Here is a 16,196-nt window from a genome sequence, read left to right as displayed (position 1 = left end):
TCCGGGTATGTTTGACCGTAAGGAAGCCCCGGCCATTGCGCTGGGGCTTCTTTTATTATTTTGCAGTTTTCCTCTCTGCGCCGACGGGGAACGATTTTCCCTTAGCGGTTCTACCGGTACCCTCTGGGTTGAAGAGGACGGCGCATCCGGATATTGGCAGGGCGGGTTTTCATACCGATACGGCGGCAAGATCCCCTTTTATACCGCTCTTACTGCGGCGGGACTTCATTCTACCCTACCCTGGGCGGATCTGAATGGTTGGGGCCTTGGCTTCCACGGCGGTGTGGATACAAAACCGGTAGGTTTCCGTTTGGACGGTGGGTTTTTTCAACATTCCCGCATTGATGTCATTACCGGCGGCATGGAAATTTACAACGATGGGGGGGAAGTGGGCTATTTCCGCCTGGCTGTTCCCGCGTATGCCGGTTATTTTACTATTGAGCCTTCCTACCTTTATGGTTTTGGTTCCTGGGATAATGGCAGTTTCTACTGGTTTTTTGGCAAACCGGATCTTCCGGACCTGCATAGCCTGGGATTATCCCTGGGGTATACCAAGCAGCATACCCTGAATTTCAACTATCTTTTTGCAGAGCCCGCCATTCTCAATCACCTTGATGAGCGTCTTTTGGATGCCAGGCTGGATTGTTTTACCCTTTTCTACAAATTTTCCTTGGATAGAACCCCCTTTGCTTTTGCGGGAACCCTTGGCTGGTTCTACGCTGATGGGAAGCTTGAGGGCGCTGTTACCGCAGTAAACCAGCATTATTCTTTTTTCCCTTACCGTTTCTACAATATAGATGCGGACCTGAGCGCCCACCTTGCGTATGCCGCCCTTGATATAAACTATCGCCGCAGGATCTTTCAGTATCGTGCGGTTCTGGGGGCGGTCCACGGATTCAGCGGGGAAGTCTCCGCCAAGGTCAAGTATAAAAAGGCGGTTCTCTTCGGCGGCGCTGAGGGCAGCGAAAACCTAACCCCCCTCCGATTTGAAGGACTGGGGGCCGCCTTTCTGCTGCTTGATGCGGGGCTTCCCGCTCTGCGCATAGGCCAGGGAAAATACCTTGCCATTAACCTTAGTAAATTATTTGCGATCCCCTGGGGCTATGAACAATTCTTCGGTGAGGAAGACACCGGTGGCGGTGGTACCGGCGGTGGCGCTTCGGACCAGTTGGTACGCAGTATCCTGTTGTCCGGACTGTCCCTGAATGTGAAGCTGGGGTTCTAAGCAATTTCACGGGGAGTGGACATAAATTTTGTTATGTGCCATAGTCTGGTATGGAAGCCCGTAATATTTTCCAAAACATTTCACCGATAGATCATCGTTATTCTATTTCTGAAAAAGATCTGTTTGATTCCCTCAGCGCCTGGATTTCCGAGGAAGCATCGATAGCCTCCTGCGTGAAGGCGGAGATAGCCCTGGTTATTGCCCACCTGAGCGTCCGGGGCAGTCTGACGCCGGCCCTGAAAGCTTCCCTGGAAGCGGCTGGGGCGAAGATCGATCCGGCGGAGGTCTACGCCGAAGAAGAAAAAACAAAGCATAATATCCGGGCATTGGTGAATGTCCTTAAAACCAAGGTTCCCCCCGAAACCGCGCCCCTGGTGCATTTGGGCGCCACCAGTGTGGATATTTTGGACACCGCCCTTTCTTATCGAATGACCGGGGTTACCCGGGAAGTGGCGCTCCCCCTGTTAAAAAAACTGGAACTCCTGCTCTGCGACTTTACGGAGCGCGAGGCGGAAACTCCCCAGGTAGGGCGTACCCACGGCCAGCATGCGGTACCTATCACCCTGGGCTTTGCCTTTGCGGAATACGTATCCCGGCTGGGGAAGTCGATCCTGGAAATACAGCGCCTTTCGGGGCAGCTTAAGGGAAAACTTGCGGGTGCCGTGGGGGCCTACAATGCCACCAGCATGATCGTCCGGGATCCGGAGGAACTGGAGCGGCTCTACCTGGCCGGTCTGGGGCTTGAAGCTTCTGAACATGCTACCCAGCTTGTGGAGCCCGAATATCTTTTGCGGCTCCTCCTGGAATACAACGTTGCCTTTGGAATTATCGCCAATCTGGCGGACGACCTTCGGAACCTTCAGCGAAGCGAAATAGGGGAACTCCGGGAAGGCTTTTCCGCCGACCAGGTGGGGTCTTCCACCATGCCTCAGAAGCGGAATCCCTGGAACTCGGAACACGTTAAGAGCCTCTGGAAGGCTTTTATGCCCCGGGTTACAACCTTCTTTATGGACCAGATAAGCGAACACCAGCGGGACCTGTCCAACTCGGCGAGCCAGCGTTTTATAGCGGACTATGCCGCGGGGTTCTGTCTGGCGGTGAGCCGCATGGCCTCGGTTATCCAAGGCCTGGGGGCGGACCGGGAACGGCTGCTCCGCAACCTGCGGGGCGAGACCGGCATTCCCGGCGGGGTTCTCGCGGAACCGGCCTACATACTTCTTGCGGAGACCGGCGTTTCCGACGCCCACGAGGTGATACGGAAGATCACCCTGACAGCGGAAAAAGAGAACATTAGTTTTGCTGCGGCCCTGACAAAGGAGGGGGATGTCCTTTCCCGGATTGGCGGCAAAATGGCGGAACTGGGGCTTGTGGCGTCCGCTTCCGATGCCCTGTCGTTTTTTGAAAAGCCCGAACGGTACTGCGGTCTTGCGGTAAAGAAGGCAAAAACCTTAGCCGCAAAATACAGGCAATTAATGATCAATTAGTAATACTATTTTTGGGAGATTATAGCTATGTTTGTAGAAGCCCTATCCTACGATGATGTCCTGCTCTTTCCGGGGTACTCGGATATCCTGCCTAAGGATTGCGATGTGCGTACCACCCTATGCGCCGGTGTGGACCTGAATGTACCCATCATTTCTTCGGCCATGGATACGGTGACCGAAGAAAAGCTGGCCATTGCCATTGCCCTGGAAGGGGGCGCCGGGGTGATACACCGAAATCTGAACCCCGAGGAACAGGCTCAGCAGGTGTCCAAGGTAAAACGCTACCTCAACTGGATTATCGATTCCCCGGTTACGGTGCTGGAAAATGCCCTGATCCGGGATGTAAAGATCCTGCGGGATAAGTTCCGGGTTTCCGGGATGCCGGTACTGAACCAGGAGGGGCAGCTGGTGGGGATTATCACCAACCGGGACCTTCGGTTCTGCCAGGATGATACCCAGGCGGTGGCGGATGTAATGACCAGGGATCCGGTAACGGAGCAGGGGACCCCCACGGTTTCCAGCGCCCGAGATAAGTTTGATAAGCATAGGATTGAAAAGCTGCCCGTGGTTGACGCCAAGGGACTGCTTACAGGGCTAATCACCGTTAAGGATATGGAGAAGCACGCCCGTTACCCCAAGGCGGCCACCGATAAGGGAGGGCGGCTCATCGTGGGAGCGGCGGTTTCCCCTATGGATTATCCGGTACGTATGCCCCTCCTCAAAAACGCCAAGGTAGATTTTGTGGTTCTGGATACTGCTCACGGGGATTCGAAGAACGTTATGGATGCGGTACGGGGTATAAAAGAACAGTTCGGCATCCCGGTTGTGGGCGGGAATGTGGCTTCCAAAGAAGGTACCCGCAGGCTTATTGAGGCCGGAGCGGACGCCGTAAAGGTGGGGATAGGCCCGGGCTCGATCTGTACCACCCGGGTTGTGGCCGGCGTGGGGGTGCCCCAGTTCACCGCGGTTTGGGACTGCGCCGAAGAGGGGGCGAAACACGGCATACCGGTTATTGCCGATGGGGGGATTAAGTTTTCCGGCGATATCACCAAAGCTATCGGCGCCGGGGCCAGTGTGGTGATGGTAGGGAACCTTTTTGCGGGGCTCAAGGAAGCGCCGGGCAGTGAGATTATCTATGACGGCAGGATCTACAAGGAATACCGGGGCATGGGCAGCCTAGGCGCCATCAGCGATGGTTCCGGCGACCGGTATCAGATAACCAAGGATGAAACACCGGTACCCGAGGGCATTGAAGGCCGGGTTCCCTATAAGGGAGAAATGCGGAGTTACCTTCATCAGCTGGTGTCCGGCCTCCGCAAGGGCATGGGTTACTGCGGGTGCAAGACCATTGAGGATCTTAAGACATACCGTAATTTCATACGGATCACCTCCGCGGGGTTGAAGGAAAGCCACGCCCACGATGTGACTATCACCCAGGAAGCGCCGAACTATAGCCGGGTTTAAATAAGAATAATTTAGACGAAATATCGCCAAGAATTTTGACAAGATAAACTAAATATGGTACCATATAAAGTATAGGTGGTAAAGAATGATAAATTTAGTCAAGGATATTAGACCAATATCTTACGTTAAAGCACATACGGCTGATGTTTTTAAGCAATTGAAAGAAAAGAATAGCCCTGTGGTTATAACTCAAAACGGAGAGGCGCAGGCTGTGTTGATGAATGTAAATCATTATCAAAATATAATGGATGCTTTGAATTTACTGAAAATATTATCTATTGGTGAAAATGATATAAAAAATGGAAGAACATTTACTGAAGAAGAAATGGACAAAAAAATAGAAAAAATATTAGGCTGAAAAAATGAAATATAAAATCAGCTGGTCAAAAGACGCAGGGGAGGAATTAATTGAAATTATCTCATGGTATAAATATAATGTAGGCATAAACGTTGCACGAAAAATATCTACAAAAATAAATTTCCAAGTTAAAAAATTAAAGGATATGCCAAGAATTGGAAGGCCAGTATCATTGTTAAAAGATATGGGAATAAATGAATATTTACAAATAGCAATAGAACATTGGATAGTATATTACAAAATTGGAAAAGATACCATAAATATTATTTCAGTAATTGATGGAAGGAGAGATTTGGAAGAAATATTATATAAAAAGATCATAGATGGAAAAATTCAATGAATAAAGTACAGTGGTACTTCGTCTAATAAAATTGTATACGCTGTATGAAGTCGGGGCAAAATATAGTAAAAATCGTTCATTAATTAGTCCGTGAGGTCCGTGCTTGAATTCCTGAGGGCAGCAAAATGGCGCTTGACAGGAGTATATTTTTGGTATATTGTTTCTATGTATAGTAACGTAAAAAGATTATTATAGGAGTATCTTATGAAAGCGGTTTATAGGTTAGTTTGTGGCATCTTGCTGGCGGGTATGGTATTGGGCGGTTGTGCGAAAAAGGACGGGGCTGCGCCGGGGGCTGTTGCCGCGAAGCGGTATTCTATCGGGTTTATCCAGCTTATCGACAACGTTACCTTCAAAGAGATGCGCGACGGGTTTTACGCGCGTATGGCGGAGCGGGGGTATGGCGAGGACCGGCTTACGATCAATTATAAGGATGCCCAGGGCGATACCGGTACGCTGAACACCATTTGCCAGGAAATGGGGAATGGGAAGTACGATGTGGTGGTAACCCTGGCAACGCCGGCGACCCAGGCCTTTGTTAATCTGGAAAGCGGTATTCCGAATATCTTTATTTCGGTGGCCGATCCGGTTGCGGCGGGTGTTCTTACGTCCATGGCAAAACCTGACAAAAATGCCACGGGGACATCAAACTTTATTCCGGTGAGTGAACTTTTTAAGCTTGCGGATAAACTGAGCCCCGGTATTAAACGCTATGGCATGATTTACAATTTTGGTGAGGTGAACGCGGTTTCAACGGTCAACAAGGCGAAGGAGTATCTTGAATCTACGGGTGTCGCATATCAGGAAATCATGGTAACCAATTCGTCGGAGGTACAGCAGGCGGCGGAAGCCCTTGCGCCCAGGATTGACGCCTTTTTTATTCCCAATGATTCAATGGTAGTTTCCGCCATGCCCCAGGTTGTTGAAGCGGCGAATGGCCGGAAGATTCCGGTGTACGGGACAGCGCTTGCCCACGTAAACAGCGGCGCTCTTGCCACGGTGGGAATCAGCGACGCCCTTATCGGCGCACGCTCCGCAGATATGGTGATCCAGTATTTGGAAGGGACGGCGATTGCGGACATGCCGGCAGTCACCTTTGATACGCTTTATACTATTATTAACAAGAAGACGGCGGATACAATCGGTGTTACAATCCCGGCTGAATTTGCTTCCGCAACATTGATTGGGAATTAAGCATGAACATCCTTGGTTCTTTGCAGCTTGGGTGTATCTACTCCCTTTTGGCGCTCGGTGTGTTTATCGCCTTCCGGGTGATGAATACACCGGACCTGACGGCGGACGGGAGTTTTACCCTTGGTATGAGCGTTTCGGCGGTGTGCGCCGTGGCGGGGCATCCGTTTTTGGGGCTGTTCGCGGGGCTCCTGTTCGGCGCCGCTGCAGGCATTGTTACCGGGCTTTTGCAGACAAAGGCGGGCATCCACCCCATCCTTTCCGGCATACTAACCATGACCGGCCTGTACAGTATCAATCTTTTGGTGATGCAGGGGACGCCGAATATTTCATTGCTTGGCCATGGGACGCTTTTTTCTCTTGTACAACAAAGCTTTCCGCCGGGTGCGAAACAGTTTGTCCGCCTGGGGATTACCCTGGCGATATGCCTGACGTCTATCGCGGTACTGGCATGGTTTTTTAAGACCGCAGTGGGCCTGCGTATCCGCGCCACCGGCAGCAACGAAAAAATGGTACGCGCCTCCTCGATTAACGCCGATACCATGCGTATCGCGGCAATTGCCCTTGCCAACGGGTTTATCGGCCTGTCCGGGGCTTTCCTTGCGCAGTACCAGGGCTACGCGGACATTAACGCCGGTACGGGTATCGTTATCATCGGGCTTGCCTCGGTGATCATCGGAGAAACGTTGTTTCGGCTGCGTTCCTTGAGCGGCGGGCTTGTTGCCGCCGCCGCCGGCGCGGTGATTTACCGTCTTTTGATAGCCCTTGTGTTGTGGCTGAATTTTTTCCCCGCCTATATGCTCCGGTTCTTATCCGCAGTAATTGTGACCATAGCCCTTGCCGCTCCGCAGCTCAGGCGGCTTTTCCGTACCCGCAATAAGCGTGTGCAGCAAGCCTCTGTACAGGGGGGTGAACATGCTTAGTGTTCAAGGCGCGTATAAAACCTTTGAAGCCGGTACACCTAACGAAAATGCCGTTCTGCGCGGGTTAAACCTTGAGCTTAGCGCCGGGGAGTTTGTAACAATAATCGGCTCAAACGGCGCGGGGAAATCGACGCTGTTTAATGTAATCGGGGGAAACATCCCATTGGATGGGGGTTCCATCATCCTTGACGGTGAGGATATCACCAACAAAAAGGAGTTCAAGCGCGCCCGGGATATAGGACGGCTGTTCCAGGACCCCCACACGGGTACTGCGCCGGATTTTACTATTGAAGAAAACCTTGCGCTGGTATATTCAAAGGTAAGCAGGCGATTTGCCCTTTCGCGGGCGCTCCGTGCAAAGGACCGCAGTTATTTTGCGGATGTTGTGTCCCGGCTTGATATGGGGCTTGAAAGCCGCCTGAAAACCCCAGCCAGCCTGCTTTCCGGCGGACAGCGGCAGGCGCTGACTCTTTTACTGGCAACCCTCGTACCGCCGAAACTGCTCCTGCTTGACGAGCATACCGCGGCCCTCGATCCGGTGAGCGCCAAAAAGGTTATCGATCTTACCGCGGAAATTACGAAAACACACAATATTACTACACTGATGATCACCCATAGTATTTCCCAGGCCCTGGAACTTGGAACGCGTACCGTAATGATGCATAAGGGTAAGATTGTGATGGATATTTCCGGGGATGAGCGGCATACGCTTAGCGCCCAGGGTCTGCTTGAACGTTACAAGGAAGCGGTCCATGAGGAGCTTGATACCGATAGAATACTGTTGGAAACCTAGCGCCCGTAGATATGGGTTAAGTGTTCAATCTTCTTCGCCAGTTCACCCTGTAGCGCCTCACCGTGCATACGCCAACGCCAGTTGTTGCCCCCGGTGGTGGAGGGGGTGTTCATCCGGCCGGTGGTTCCCAGGCCCAGGTAATCCTGCATGGGGATGATGGCGAGATCGGCGACGCTTGAAAGGGCGGAACGGATAAAAGCCCAGTGGCCCTCCCGTATGTCCCGGAGGCCTAGGTACTCCCTTGCAAGTACCACATCCTCAAAGCGGGCGGTCTTAAACCAGCCCAGGCTGGTGGGATTGTCGTGGGTGCCGGTATATACCACACAGTGCCGTTCAAAGGTGTGGGGCATATAGTCGCTGGATTCCCGGGAATCAAAGGCAAACTGCAGTACCTTCATGCCCGGATATCCCGATGCCCGCAAAAGTTCCCGTACTTCCGTGGTAAGGTAGCCAAGGTCCTCAGCAATGATGTTGGCCCCGGGCAGCTCACGGTTTATTGTATTAATAAAACTGAGCCCCGGGCCTTTAACCCATTCACCCCTGCTGGCATCTTTGTCCGCCGCAGGGATGGAATAGTAGCTTTCAAAGCCCCGGAAATGGTCGATCCGGGTTACATCGTAAAGCTGCATACAGGTCCGCAGTCGGAAGATCCACCACCCATAGCCGCTCTGTTCCAGAACATCCCAGCGGTAGAGGGGATTCCCCCAGAGCTGTCCCCCCGCGGCAAAAGGATCCGGCGGGCAGCCCGCCACCCGGATTGGTCTGCGCTGATCGTCCAACTGAAACAGCCCGCTGTTCGACCAGGTATCGGCGCTGTCCAAGGCAACGTAGATGGGGATATCGCCAATAATCGAAACACCGTTACTGTTCGCATAGGCCTTGATGTCTTCCCACTGGGTATGGGCCTGAAATTGTACCCAGGAATGGTATTCAATATCCTCCGCCAGCTTTTCTTGATATTTGACCAGGGTTTTCTCTTCGCGGAAACGGAGCTTCTCCTCCCATTCAAGCCAGGACGCACCCTTATTATGCCGTTTTAAGGCCATGAAGAGACTGTAGTCATTAAGCCACGCGGCGTTTTTCCCCCGAAATCCCTGAAAGGCATTTTCGCCATGGGCGGAAGGATTATCCTTGAACCGGGCGAATGCCCTGCGTAATAGTTTTCCCCGATGCGCATACAGCGTGGAATAGTAGACCCGATTTGGTTTAATACCCCAGGGAACGGCTTCAAGTTCTTCCCGGGTAAGAAGCCCCTGGTCCCGAAGTATATCCGGATCAATGGAGTAGGGGCTTATGGCAAAGGCGGAGAAACTCTGATAGGGACTATCCCCCCAGCCGGTAGGCCCCAGGGGCAGGATCTGCCAGTATTTCTGCCCGGCCTCTTTCAGAAAATCTATCCACCGCCGGGCGGCTTCCCCAAAGGTTCCAATACCGTAATGGGAGGGCAGACTACTTACAGCCAGCAGTATTCCTGCGGATCTTTCGGACATGGCCCTAACCCTTCACCGATCCCGCGGTAACGCCCTGGATGATGTGTTTCTGGCATACAAAGTAGAAGATAATAATCGGGATAACCGCCAGACCTATCATGGCCATCATATAGCCCCAATCGATGGAACCATAACCGCCCCGCAGGTATTGTACCGCCACCGGTATGGTCCGGTATTCCGAACCGATTACCAGGTTGGGCAGGAGGAAGTCGTTCCATACCCACATGGCGTTGAGGATCGCCACGGTTACAGCAATGGGGGCCAGCATGGGAAAGATCACCGAGAAGTAGGCGCGTATGGGGGTACAGCCATCAATAGTCGCCGCTTCTTCCACAGCAATGGGGACGGACTTAACAAAGCCGCTGAAGAGAAACACCGACTGGGCCGATCCGAAGCCAAGGTAGAGCACCAGAATACCCAAGGGATTGTCCAGGTGGAGGAAATTCGCAACCTTGGTCAGGGGGAACATTACCATCTGGAAGGGAACAATCATGGCAAATACAAAGGCATAGTAGAGGCCCTTGCAGAAGCGGCCGGTACTTCGGGTGATATACCAGGCGGTCATGGAAGTAAAAAGCACGATGATTGCCACGGAAAACACGGTGATGAAAAGTGACCAGCCGAAGGCGCTGAAAAATCCCGTGGCGGCAATTCCGCTGACATAATTGTTGATTCCCGTAAAGCTTTCATCGTTGGGGAATGCAAAGGGGGTATTGATGACGAAGAGTTTTCCCTTAAAGGAGTTGAGGAATACTAACAGGATTGGCGCTATGAAGAGCAGGGAAATAATAAGGAGAGACAGAATTATTACCAGTCCGCCGAGGGTTAGGGGTTTCCCCTGTTGTTGGATATCACTCAATTGGTTATCTCCTTACGCCGGGTAATGGTAAGCTGTACCAGGGTGATAACCACCACCACCAGGAAGAACATCAGCGCCTTAGCCTGGCCGACCCCTTCCCAGCCGACACGGCTGTAGAAGGTATTGTAAATATCCAGGGCCACCATGGCGGTTTCCTTACCCGGCGCACCAGCGGTAAGCGCCAGGTTCTGGTCGAACATCTTAAAGGAATTGGCAATGGTCATAAAGAGGGTGATAGTTATGGAGGGCATCACCAGGGGTATGGTGATCTTCCGCAGCACCGTAAAGGGACCAGCCCCATCGATGGTGGCGGCCTCCATAATATCCCCGGGTATATTCTGTATCCCCGCAATAAAGATGATCATCATATAGCCGATGAACTGCCAATTGCTCAGGATTACCAGACCCCAGAAACCGTACTTGGCGTCCACCGTGATAGTCACCCCAAAGATGCTGAGGAATCCGTTGATGATAAACTGCCAGATATACCCCAGTACGATACCGCCGATAAGGTTGGGCATGAAGATCATGGTACGGAAAATATTGGTACCCATGATCCCCCGGGTAAGCAGCAGGGCCAGGGAAAAGGCGGCAACGTTGATGATGATAACCGAAACAACGGTAAACAGGGCCGAGAATTTCAGGGCATTTACAAAATCACTATTGGAAAAAGCCCGGACATAATTACTGAACCCCACCCAGCTTATATCGGTCATGGTGGTAAAGCGGGCAAAGGAAAGGATGATCCCCGCAATAAAGGGAATCACAAAGGCGATTAGAAATGCTATCAGCGTGGGACCCACAAAGAATAGAAAATACTTTTTAAGTGATTTCTCCATACACGCTCCTTTTAAAATCCGAAAATGAACCGGCAGAGCAGGAATTCTGCCCCGCCGGTATTTCTCCGGTGAAGAAACCGTTATTGAATAGCCGCTTTTTCCGTAGCCCAGCTCGTGACCGTTTCCTTGGTAAGGTCGTCCCAGGACTTGTTACCTAGGGCATATTGATACAAAGCTGCCCCCAGCTCGTTTTTGAATTCCTGACTGGGGAAGGTGGGAAAGTTCCAGGCCACGGAGTTCAGGCCGGAATCATCCAGGTACCGGAACATTTCCTTAACCAACGGGTCTTCAGGCCGTTCCTGCGGACCAAAGGTGCTGAAGGGCGCCACGAACCCCAGCTTTTCAATGACGTTCTTTTTCCCCGCCGGAGTATTAAAGAGCCATTCCAGCAGTTTGAGGGAAGCTTCCTGATCCGCCGCGGGGGCCCGGGCGTTTACGCAGATGAAATTTTCCGTACCCGTACAAAGCCCCTGGGTCTCTTCCCCATTTACACCGGTATAGATGGGCAGGAACTTAACATCCTCCGGTTTTACCACATTCCCCGATTCACCAGCGATCTGACTCCAACCCCAGTTACCGTTCTGTACCATAGCCACCTGCCCCAGGGCAAACTCCGACATGGAATCTCCCACGGTCTTGGAGCCAATCATTTTGCGGTCCGTTATGGAATTGTTGATATAGAGGTCGAAAATGTTCTGATAGTTTTTCGTATAGGTTAGTTCGATTTTTTCGAGGTCCCCCACGTTCTTGGCCTGATATTCATAGTAGATAGGCAGGTTAGCCAAGTGGGTCTGCCAGCGCCAGTCTTCACCGGGGCTGAAGGAGGTAGAGGCAAAAACCCCGCCGATACCCAGGGCAGCCTTGTTTTTCGTCATATCCTCTACCACCGCCTTGAGGGTGGCAAAGTTTTTAATATCCCCCACACCGGCGATATTCACCGCCTTATTGGGCAGGGCGAAGTACTTCCGCATAATGGCGTCGTTGTAGATGATGCCGTAGGTTTCCACCGCATAGGGGATACCGTAGACCCCGCTGCCGGAATTGATCGCCATACTCTTGTCCAGAAGCCAGCTGTAGAGCTGGGTATCCTTAAGATCCGCGCAGTAGCTGGCCCAGGTTTTATACCCCACGGGACCATTGATATTGAACACCGTCGGGGGGGCGGATTTGGCAATTTCCGAACGCAGGGTCTGTTCGTAGCCTCCGCTTGCGGCGGTAACCACCTTCATGGGAATACCGGTTTCCTGGGTAAACTGGGCGGCCACCTCTTCCCATTGAGCCTGGATTTCCGCCTTGAAATTGAGCAGATAGACCGATGGGACGGCATTCTTCTTCGCACAACCGCCGAACAGGGCCGCCGCCATAAGGGCTGACAGCAAATACCGGAAAACCTTGTTTTTTTTCATGTAATTCCTCCAAAGAATATCATTTATAGTATAATCATCTAACTTAGGACCTAATTTGTCAATGAAAGGGCAAGTATATCAAATGAAACTTCGTATGAAAGCATGGTGAAGCTGTTATTGGGCTATTACTGGTGGATTTTAAGTTCCGGTAAAAATGGGCATAGGGACAAAATGGCATATATCGACCTTAAGGAATTTTTCAGCCCCCTAGCGTAGGGACCGGCCCTTATGCTACCCTAAGCCCATGAATGTGGTTGTTATCGGCGCCCAATGGGGTGATGAGGGAAAAGGCAAAATTGTTGATTATCTGGCCAACGAGGCCCAGATTATCGTTCGTTTTTCCGGCGGGGCCAATGCCGGCCATACTATCGTTATTGGAGCGGAGCAATATGCCCTCCATTTAATCCCTTCGGGGATACTGTATCCTGATAAGATGGTGATCCTCGGGGCCGGTATGGTTATCGATCCGGTTGCCCTGTTTAAGGAGATTAAGATGCTCCGGGACCGGGGTATCGACACCATGGGACGGGTTTTTATTTCCGATCGCGCCCATATCGTGCTTCCCCGGTATATTGAGATTGATAAGGCCCGGGATCTGGCCCGGAAAAAGCCCATCGGTACCACCGGCAGGGGTATCGGAATCACCTATTCCATGAAAAGCGACCGGGATGGTATACGGATAGCCGACTTGGATTGGAAGGAAAAGATGGAAGAGCTGGATGCCGCGGACCGGGAATTTCTGGCCCCCTATGTGGAACAGCTTAAAGCCATGTCCATCGATCTTTCTTCCTTCCTGTTTCACCATAAGAATTCCCAAACCTTATTTGAGGGCGCCCAGGGAACCCTTCTGGACCTGGATCTGGGAACCTACCCCTATGTGTCCAGCGGTATGTCCTGCGCCGCCGGCGCCGCTATTGGCGGCTGTGTGGGACCCCGGAGTCTGGACAAGGTCCTGGGGGTATTCAAGGCCTACTCCACCCGGGTCGGCAACGGCCCCTTCCCCAGCGAATTTAACCTTGATGCGGAGGACGAGCTTTGCCGCTTTGTCCGTGAAACCGGCCGGGAATACGGCGTAACCACCGGCCGTCCCCGCCGCTGCGGCTACCTGGACCTGGTGGCCCTGCGTTACGCCTGTCTCACCAACTCCATCGATTCCTTGGTGATGACCCACCTGGATGTGTACGACACCCTGGATGAAATCAAGGCCTGTGTCGCCTACCGCATCGGGGATAAGATGGTGGAAACCTTCCCCGCCTCCGTGGACGCCCTGAACAAGGCCCAACCGGTGCTCCGCACTTTTCCAGGCTGGAAAAAGTCCCTGACCAATGCGCTGACCTATGAGGAATTTCCCATTCCCGCCATGGAGTATATTGAGTTTATCGAACGGTTCTGCGAGACCCCCATTGATATCGTATCCGTGGGATATGACCGGAAGGAGACCATTATCAGGAAGAGTCCGTGGACAAAATACTCATCCTAGATTTCGGCAGCCAAACCACCCAGCTTATTGGGCGGCGTATCCGGGACCTGGGGATCTACACGGAGATCCTTCCCGGGGACATGGTTCTGAGCGATGCTGTTCTTTCGGGAACCGCCGGCAGTACGCTTCGAGGTATCATCCTTTCAGGTTCCCCCGAATCGGTCTACACCCCCGAAGGTTCCGTGCCGGACCAACGGGTCTATACACTGGGCCTCCCCCTCCTGGGGATCTGTTATGGTCTCCAGCGTATGACCGCCGACCATGGCGGCTTAGTGGAGCCTTTGCCTAAAAGAGAATACGGTAGGATAGGTGTAACGATTAAAGCCTCCGAAGCTGAGGGGATCATTCACCGTTTTCTTGTTGGTTTTGATAAGACCATCCCTCTGGAAAAAATCGTCGAAGGGAACGCTATTAGTAATACTGCGCGTACCGCGGATTTTTCTTTTACCGCCTGGATGAGCCACGGCGATACCCTGACTAAACTTGCCCCGGGGTTTCGGGAATACGGCGTCAGTGACACCGGCTACCCGGCGGTGGCTGCCCATGATAAAAAGCCCTGGTTCGGTCTCCAGTTCCACCCCGAGGTTACCCATACTGAGCGCGGGTCTGAAATACTCGCAGCATTTGTGTTCGGGGTATGTGGCTGCAAGAAAAGCTGGACCATGGAACGATATGTGGAGGAAGTCCGCGTATCCCTGCAAAATCGGGTAGGGACAAATCCGGTGCTGCTCCTTATTTCCGGCGGGGTCGATTCCACCGTGGCCGGGGCGCTGCTCCTCAAGACACTTAAGGCGGACCTGGTGCACCTCATGTACATGGACACCGGGCTTATGCGGAAGGACGAAACCAAAACGGTGAAGACCGCCCTGGAGCGGCTCGGCGCCAAACATCTCCACATCATATATTGTGAGGAAGAATTTCTCGGCGCCCTCAAGGGGCTTGATGATCCGGAGGCGAAGCGAAAGGCTATCGGAGATCTCTTCATCACCATCCAGGAACGGGAAGTGGCGCGCCTTGGGCTGCCGGATTCCTACTTCCTCGCCCAGGGTACCCTCTACACGGACCTTATTGAAAGCGGCAAAGGGGTGGGCAAGAAGGCCCACCTGATCAAGAGCCATCACAATGTGGGGAGCCCCCTGGTGGATGCCAAACGCAAAGCCGGCCGTATCATAGAACCCCTGGACCGGCTGTATAAGGATGAAGTTCGCCGCCTTGGACGTATCCTGGGAATTGATGAGGAAGTGGTCCGCCGCCATCCCTTCCCCGGCCCCGGTCTCGCGGTCCGCATCCTGGGCGAGGTTACCCGGGAGAAGTGCGATATACTCCGGGATGCCGATGCAATCTATATTGAGGAGCTGAAAAACAGACTATCCCCGGCGGGGGAACGGCTCTACGACGAAATCTGGCAGGCCTTCGCGGTGCTCCTCCCCATACGGTCCGTGGGGGTCGCCGGCGACGTCCGTAAATACGGCTGGGTTCTCGCGCTCCGGGCTATAGTCAGTGCGGACGGCATGACCGCCGATGTCTATCCCTTCCCGGTTAAGGATCTGCTGGAGATTTCCACCCGTATTACGAATACGGTGAAAGACATAGGCCGGGTGACCTACGACATTTCATCCAAACCCCCGGCAACTATTGAATGGGAGTAATACTATGAAAAGCAGAGTCGTGGGCTTATAACGCACTTCCTCCTATGCCGCCTGGCTATTGAGCATAAATAGCCGAAAAATTCATCTAATTGCCAAATTTGGCCATTCCACCCTAAAATAGCGTAATTCGTTATACTATAATGAAATAGGATATTTGCTGGAGTAGACAGAAATAGATATTATCGCTAGTTGGACTTACTTAACACAATACCAAGGTATGTATATAATGCACATATTATGAAGGGCATAATTCTTGCCGGAGGCGCCGGTACCCGCCTGTATCCCATTACCCGGGCAGTCTCCAAACAGATCCTCCCCCTCTACGACAAGCCCATGATCTACTACCCCCTATCGGTGTTAATGCTTGCCGGTATCCGGGAGGTGCTGATCATCTCCACCCCCCGGGACCTTCCGGTCTTCAAAGAGCTATTCGGTGCAGGCGATTGGCTGGGGATGCGCTTCGAGTACCAAGTCCAGGAAAGCCCCCGCGGCCTTGCGGACGCCTTTATCGTCGGCGCGTCGTTTATCGGCAATGACGCCTGCGCCCTGGTCCTGGGAGATAACGTGTTCTACGGCCGGGGTTTCAGTGCCACCCTGGAACATACCGCATCGAAGGTGGAAGCGCACCAAGGCGGGGCCATCTTCGGCTACTACGTAAAGGACCCCACCGCTTACGGCGTGGTGGCCTTTGACGA

15 protein-coding genes are annotated in these 16,196 nt (G+C 52.7%); 11 read left to right on the top strand and 4 right to left on the bottom strand.

Annotated elements, in window-relative coordinates; translation table 11 throughout:
- Positions 1 to 7: 7 nt before the first annotated feature.
- From TPRIMZ1_RS0103295 to TPRIMZ1_RS0103260, 8 genes are all read left to right on the top strand, one after another.
- Positions 8 to 1,225, top strand: coding sequence for a hypothetical protein (locus tag TPRIMZ1_RS0103295; protein WP_010254657.1), 1,218 nt, complete (start codon positions 8 to 10; stop codon positions 1,223 to 1,225).
- Between the two features lie 50 nt (positions 1,226 to 1,275).
- On the top strand, positions 1,276 to 2,709 hold the full coding sequence (locus tag TPRIMZ1_RS0103290; protein WP_010254655.1) for a lyase family protein: 1,434 nt from the start codon (positions 1,276 to 1,278) through the stop codon (positions 2,707 to 2,709).
- A gap of 27 nt (positions 2,710 to 2,736) precedes the next feature.
- On the top strand, positions 2,737 to 4,173 hold the full coding sequence (gene guaB, locus TPRIMZ1_RS0103285) for an IMP dehydrogenase (RefSeq protein WP_010254653.1): 1,437 nt from the start codon (positions 2,737 to 2,739) through the stop codon (positions 4,171 to 4,173).
- Between the two features lie 85 nt (positions 4,174 to 4,258).
- Positions 4,259 to 4,531: a type II toxin-antitoxin system Phd/YefM family antitoxin gene (locus TPRIMZ1_RS0103280; RefSeq protein ID WP_010254650.1), complete on the top strand. Its 273-nt coding sequence runs from the start codon at positions 4,259 to 4,261 to the stop codon at positions 4,529 to 4,531.
- A gap of 4 nt (positions 4,532 to 4,535) precedes the next feature.
- A complete protein-coding gene (locus TPRIMZ1_RS0103275; RefSeq protein ID WP_010254648.1) occupies positions 4,536 to 4,871 on the top strand; it encodes a type II toxin-antitoxin system RelE/ParE family toxin in 336 nt (111 codons plus the stop codon).
- A 204-nt stretch (positions 4,872 to 5,075) separates the two neighbouring features.
- Positions 5,076 to 6,065, top strand: coding sequence for an ABC transporter substrate-binding protein (locus tag TPRIMZ1_RS0103270; RefSeq protein WP_010254646.1), 990 nt, complete (start codon positions 5,076 to 5,078; stop codon positions 6,063 to 6,065).
- Positions 6,066 to 6,067: 2 nt separating this feature from the next.
- Complete coding sequence (locus tag TPRIMZ1_RS0103265) at positions 6,068 to 6,985, top strand: ABC transporter permease (protein WP_010254645.1); 918 nt, start codon at positions 6,068 to 6,070, stop codon at positions 6,983 to 6,985.
- On the top strand, positions 6,978 to 7,778 hold the full coding sequence (locus tag TPRIMZ1_RS0103260) for an ABC transporter ATP-binding protein (protein WP_010254644.1): 801 nt from the start codon (positions 6,978 to 6,980) through the stop codon (positions 7,776 to 7,778). The genes TPRIMZ1_RS0103265 and TPRIMZ1_RS0103260 overlap by 8 nt, the downstream gene beginning before the upstream one ends.
- Here TPRIMZ1_RS0103260 and malQ read toward each other — a convergent pair.
- The 4 genes from malQ to TPRIMZ1_RS0103240 all read right to left on the bottom strand — a co-directional run bounded on the left by malQ (position 7,775) and on the right by TPRIMZ1_RS0103240 (position 12,372).
- Positions 7,775 to 9,268, bottom strand: coding sequence for a 4-alpha-glucanotransferase (malQ, locus tag TPRIMZ1_RS0103255; RefSeq protein WP_010254640.1), 1,494 nt, complete (start codon positions 9,266 to 9,268; stop codon positions 7,775 to 7,777). The genes TPRIMZ1_RS0103260 and malQ overlap by 4 nt on opposite strands.
- A 4-nt stretch (positions 9,269 to 9,272) precedes the next feature.
- Complete coding sequence (locus tag TPRIMZ1_RS0103250; RefSeq protein WP_010254637.1) at positions 9,273 to 10,127, bottom strand: carbohydrate ABC transporter permease; 855 nt, start codon at positions 10,125 to 10,127, stop codon at positions 9,273 to 9,275.
- Positions 10,124 to 10,966 (bottom strand): carbohydrate ABC transporter permease, encoded by an 843-nt coding sequence (locus TPRIMZ1_RS0103245; protein ID WP_010254635.1) that lies wholly within the window; start codon positions 10,964 to 10,966, stop codon positions 10,124 to 10,126. Before TPRIMZ1_RS0103245 ends, TPRIMZ1_RS0103250 begins: the two co-directional genes overlap by 4 nt.
- A gap of 80 nt (positions 10,967 to 11,046) precedes the next feature.
- Positions 11,047 to 12,372, bottom strand: coding sequence for an ABC transporter substrate-binding protein (locus tag TPRIMZ1_RS0103240; protein ID WP_010254633.1), 1,326 nt, complete (start codon positions 12,370 to 12,372; stop codon positions 11,047 to 11,049).
- Between the two features lie 244 nt (positions 12,373 to 12,616).
- Between TPRIMZ1_RS0103240 and purA the strand changes: the two genes are divergently transcribed.
- From purA to TPRIMZ1_RS0103225, 3 genes are all read left to right on the top strand, one after another.
- Entirely contained in the window at positions 12,617 to 13,852 is a 1,236-nt protein-coding gene (purA, locus tag TPRIMZ1_RS0103235; RefSeq protein WP_010254631.1) for an adenylosuccinate synthase, read from the top strand.
- Complete coding sequence (guaA, locus tag TPRIMZ1_RS0103230; RefSeq protein ID WP_010254626.1) at positions 13,831 to 15,501, top strand: glutamine-hydrolyzing GMP synthase; 1,671 nt, start codon at positions 13,831 to 13,833, stop codon at positions 15,499 to 15,501. Before purA ends, guaA begins: the two co-directional genes overlap by 22 nt.
- Before the next feature lie 237 nt (positions 15,502 to 15,738).
- A partial coding sequence (locus TPRIMZ1_RS0103225; protein ID WP_010254624.1) for a sugar nucleotidyltransferase occupies positions 15,739 to 16,196 on the top strand: 458 nt, incomplete at its 3' end.

This window comes from Treponema primitia ZAS-1 (assembly GCF_000297095.1).
In the GTDB taxonomy this organism is placed as follows: Bacteria; Spirochaetota; Spirochaetia; order Treponematales; family Breznakiellaceae; genus Termitinema; species Termitinema primitia_A.
The sequence above is the reverse complement of the archived record's forward strand: the minus strand, read 5'-3'. Positions and strand labels throughout refer to the sequence as shown.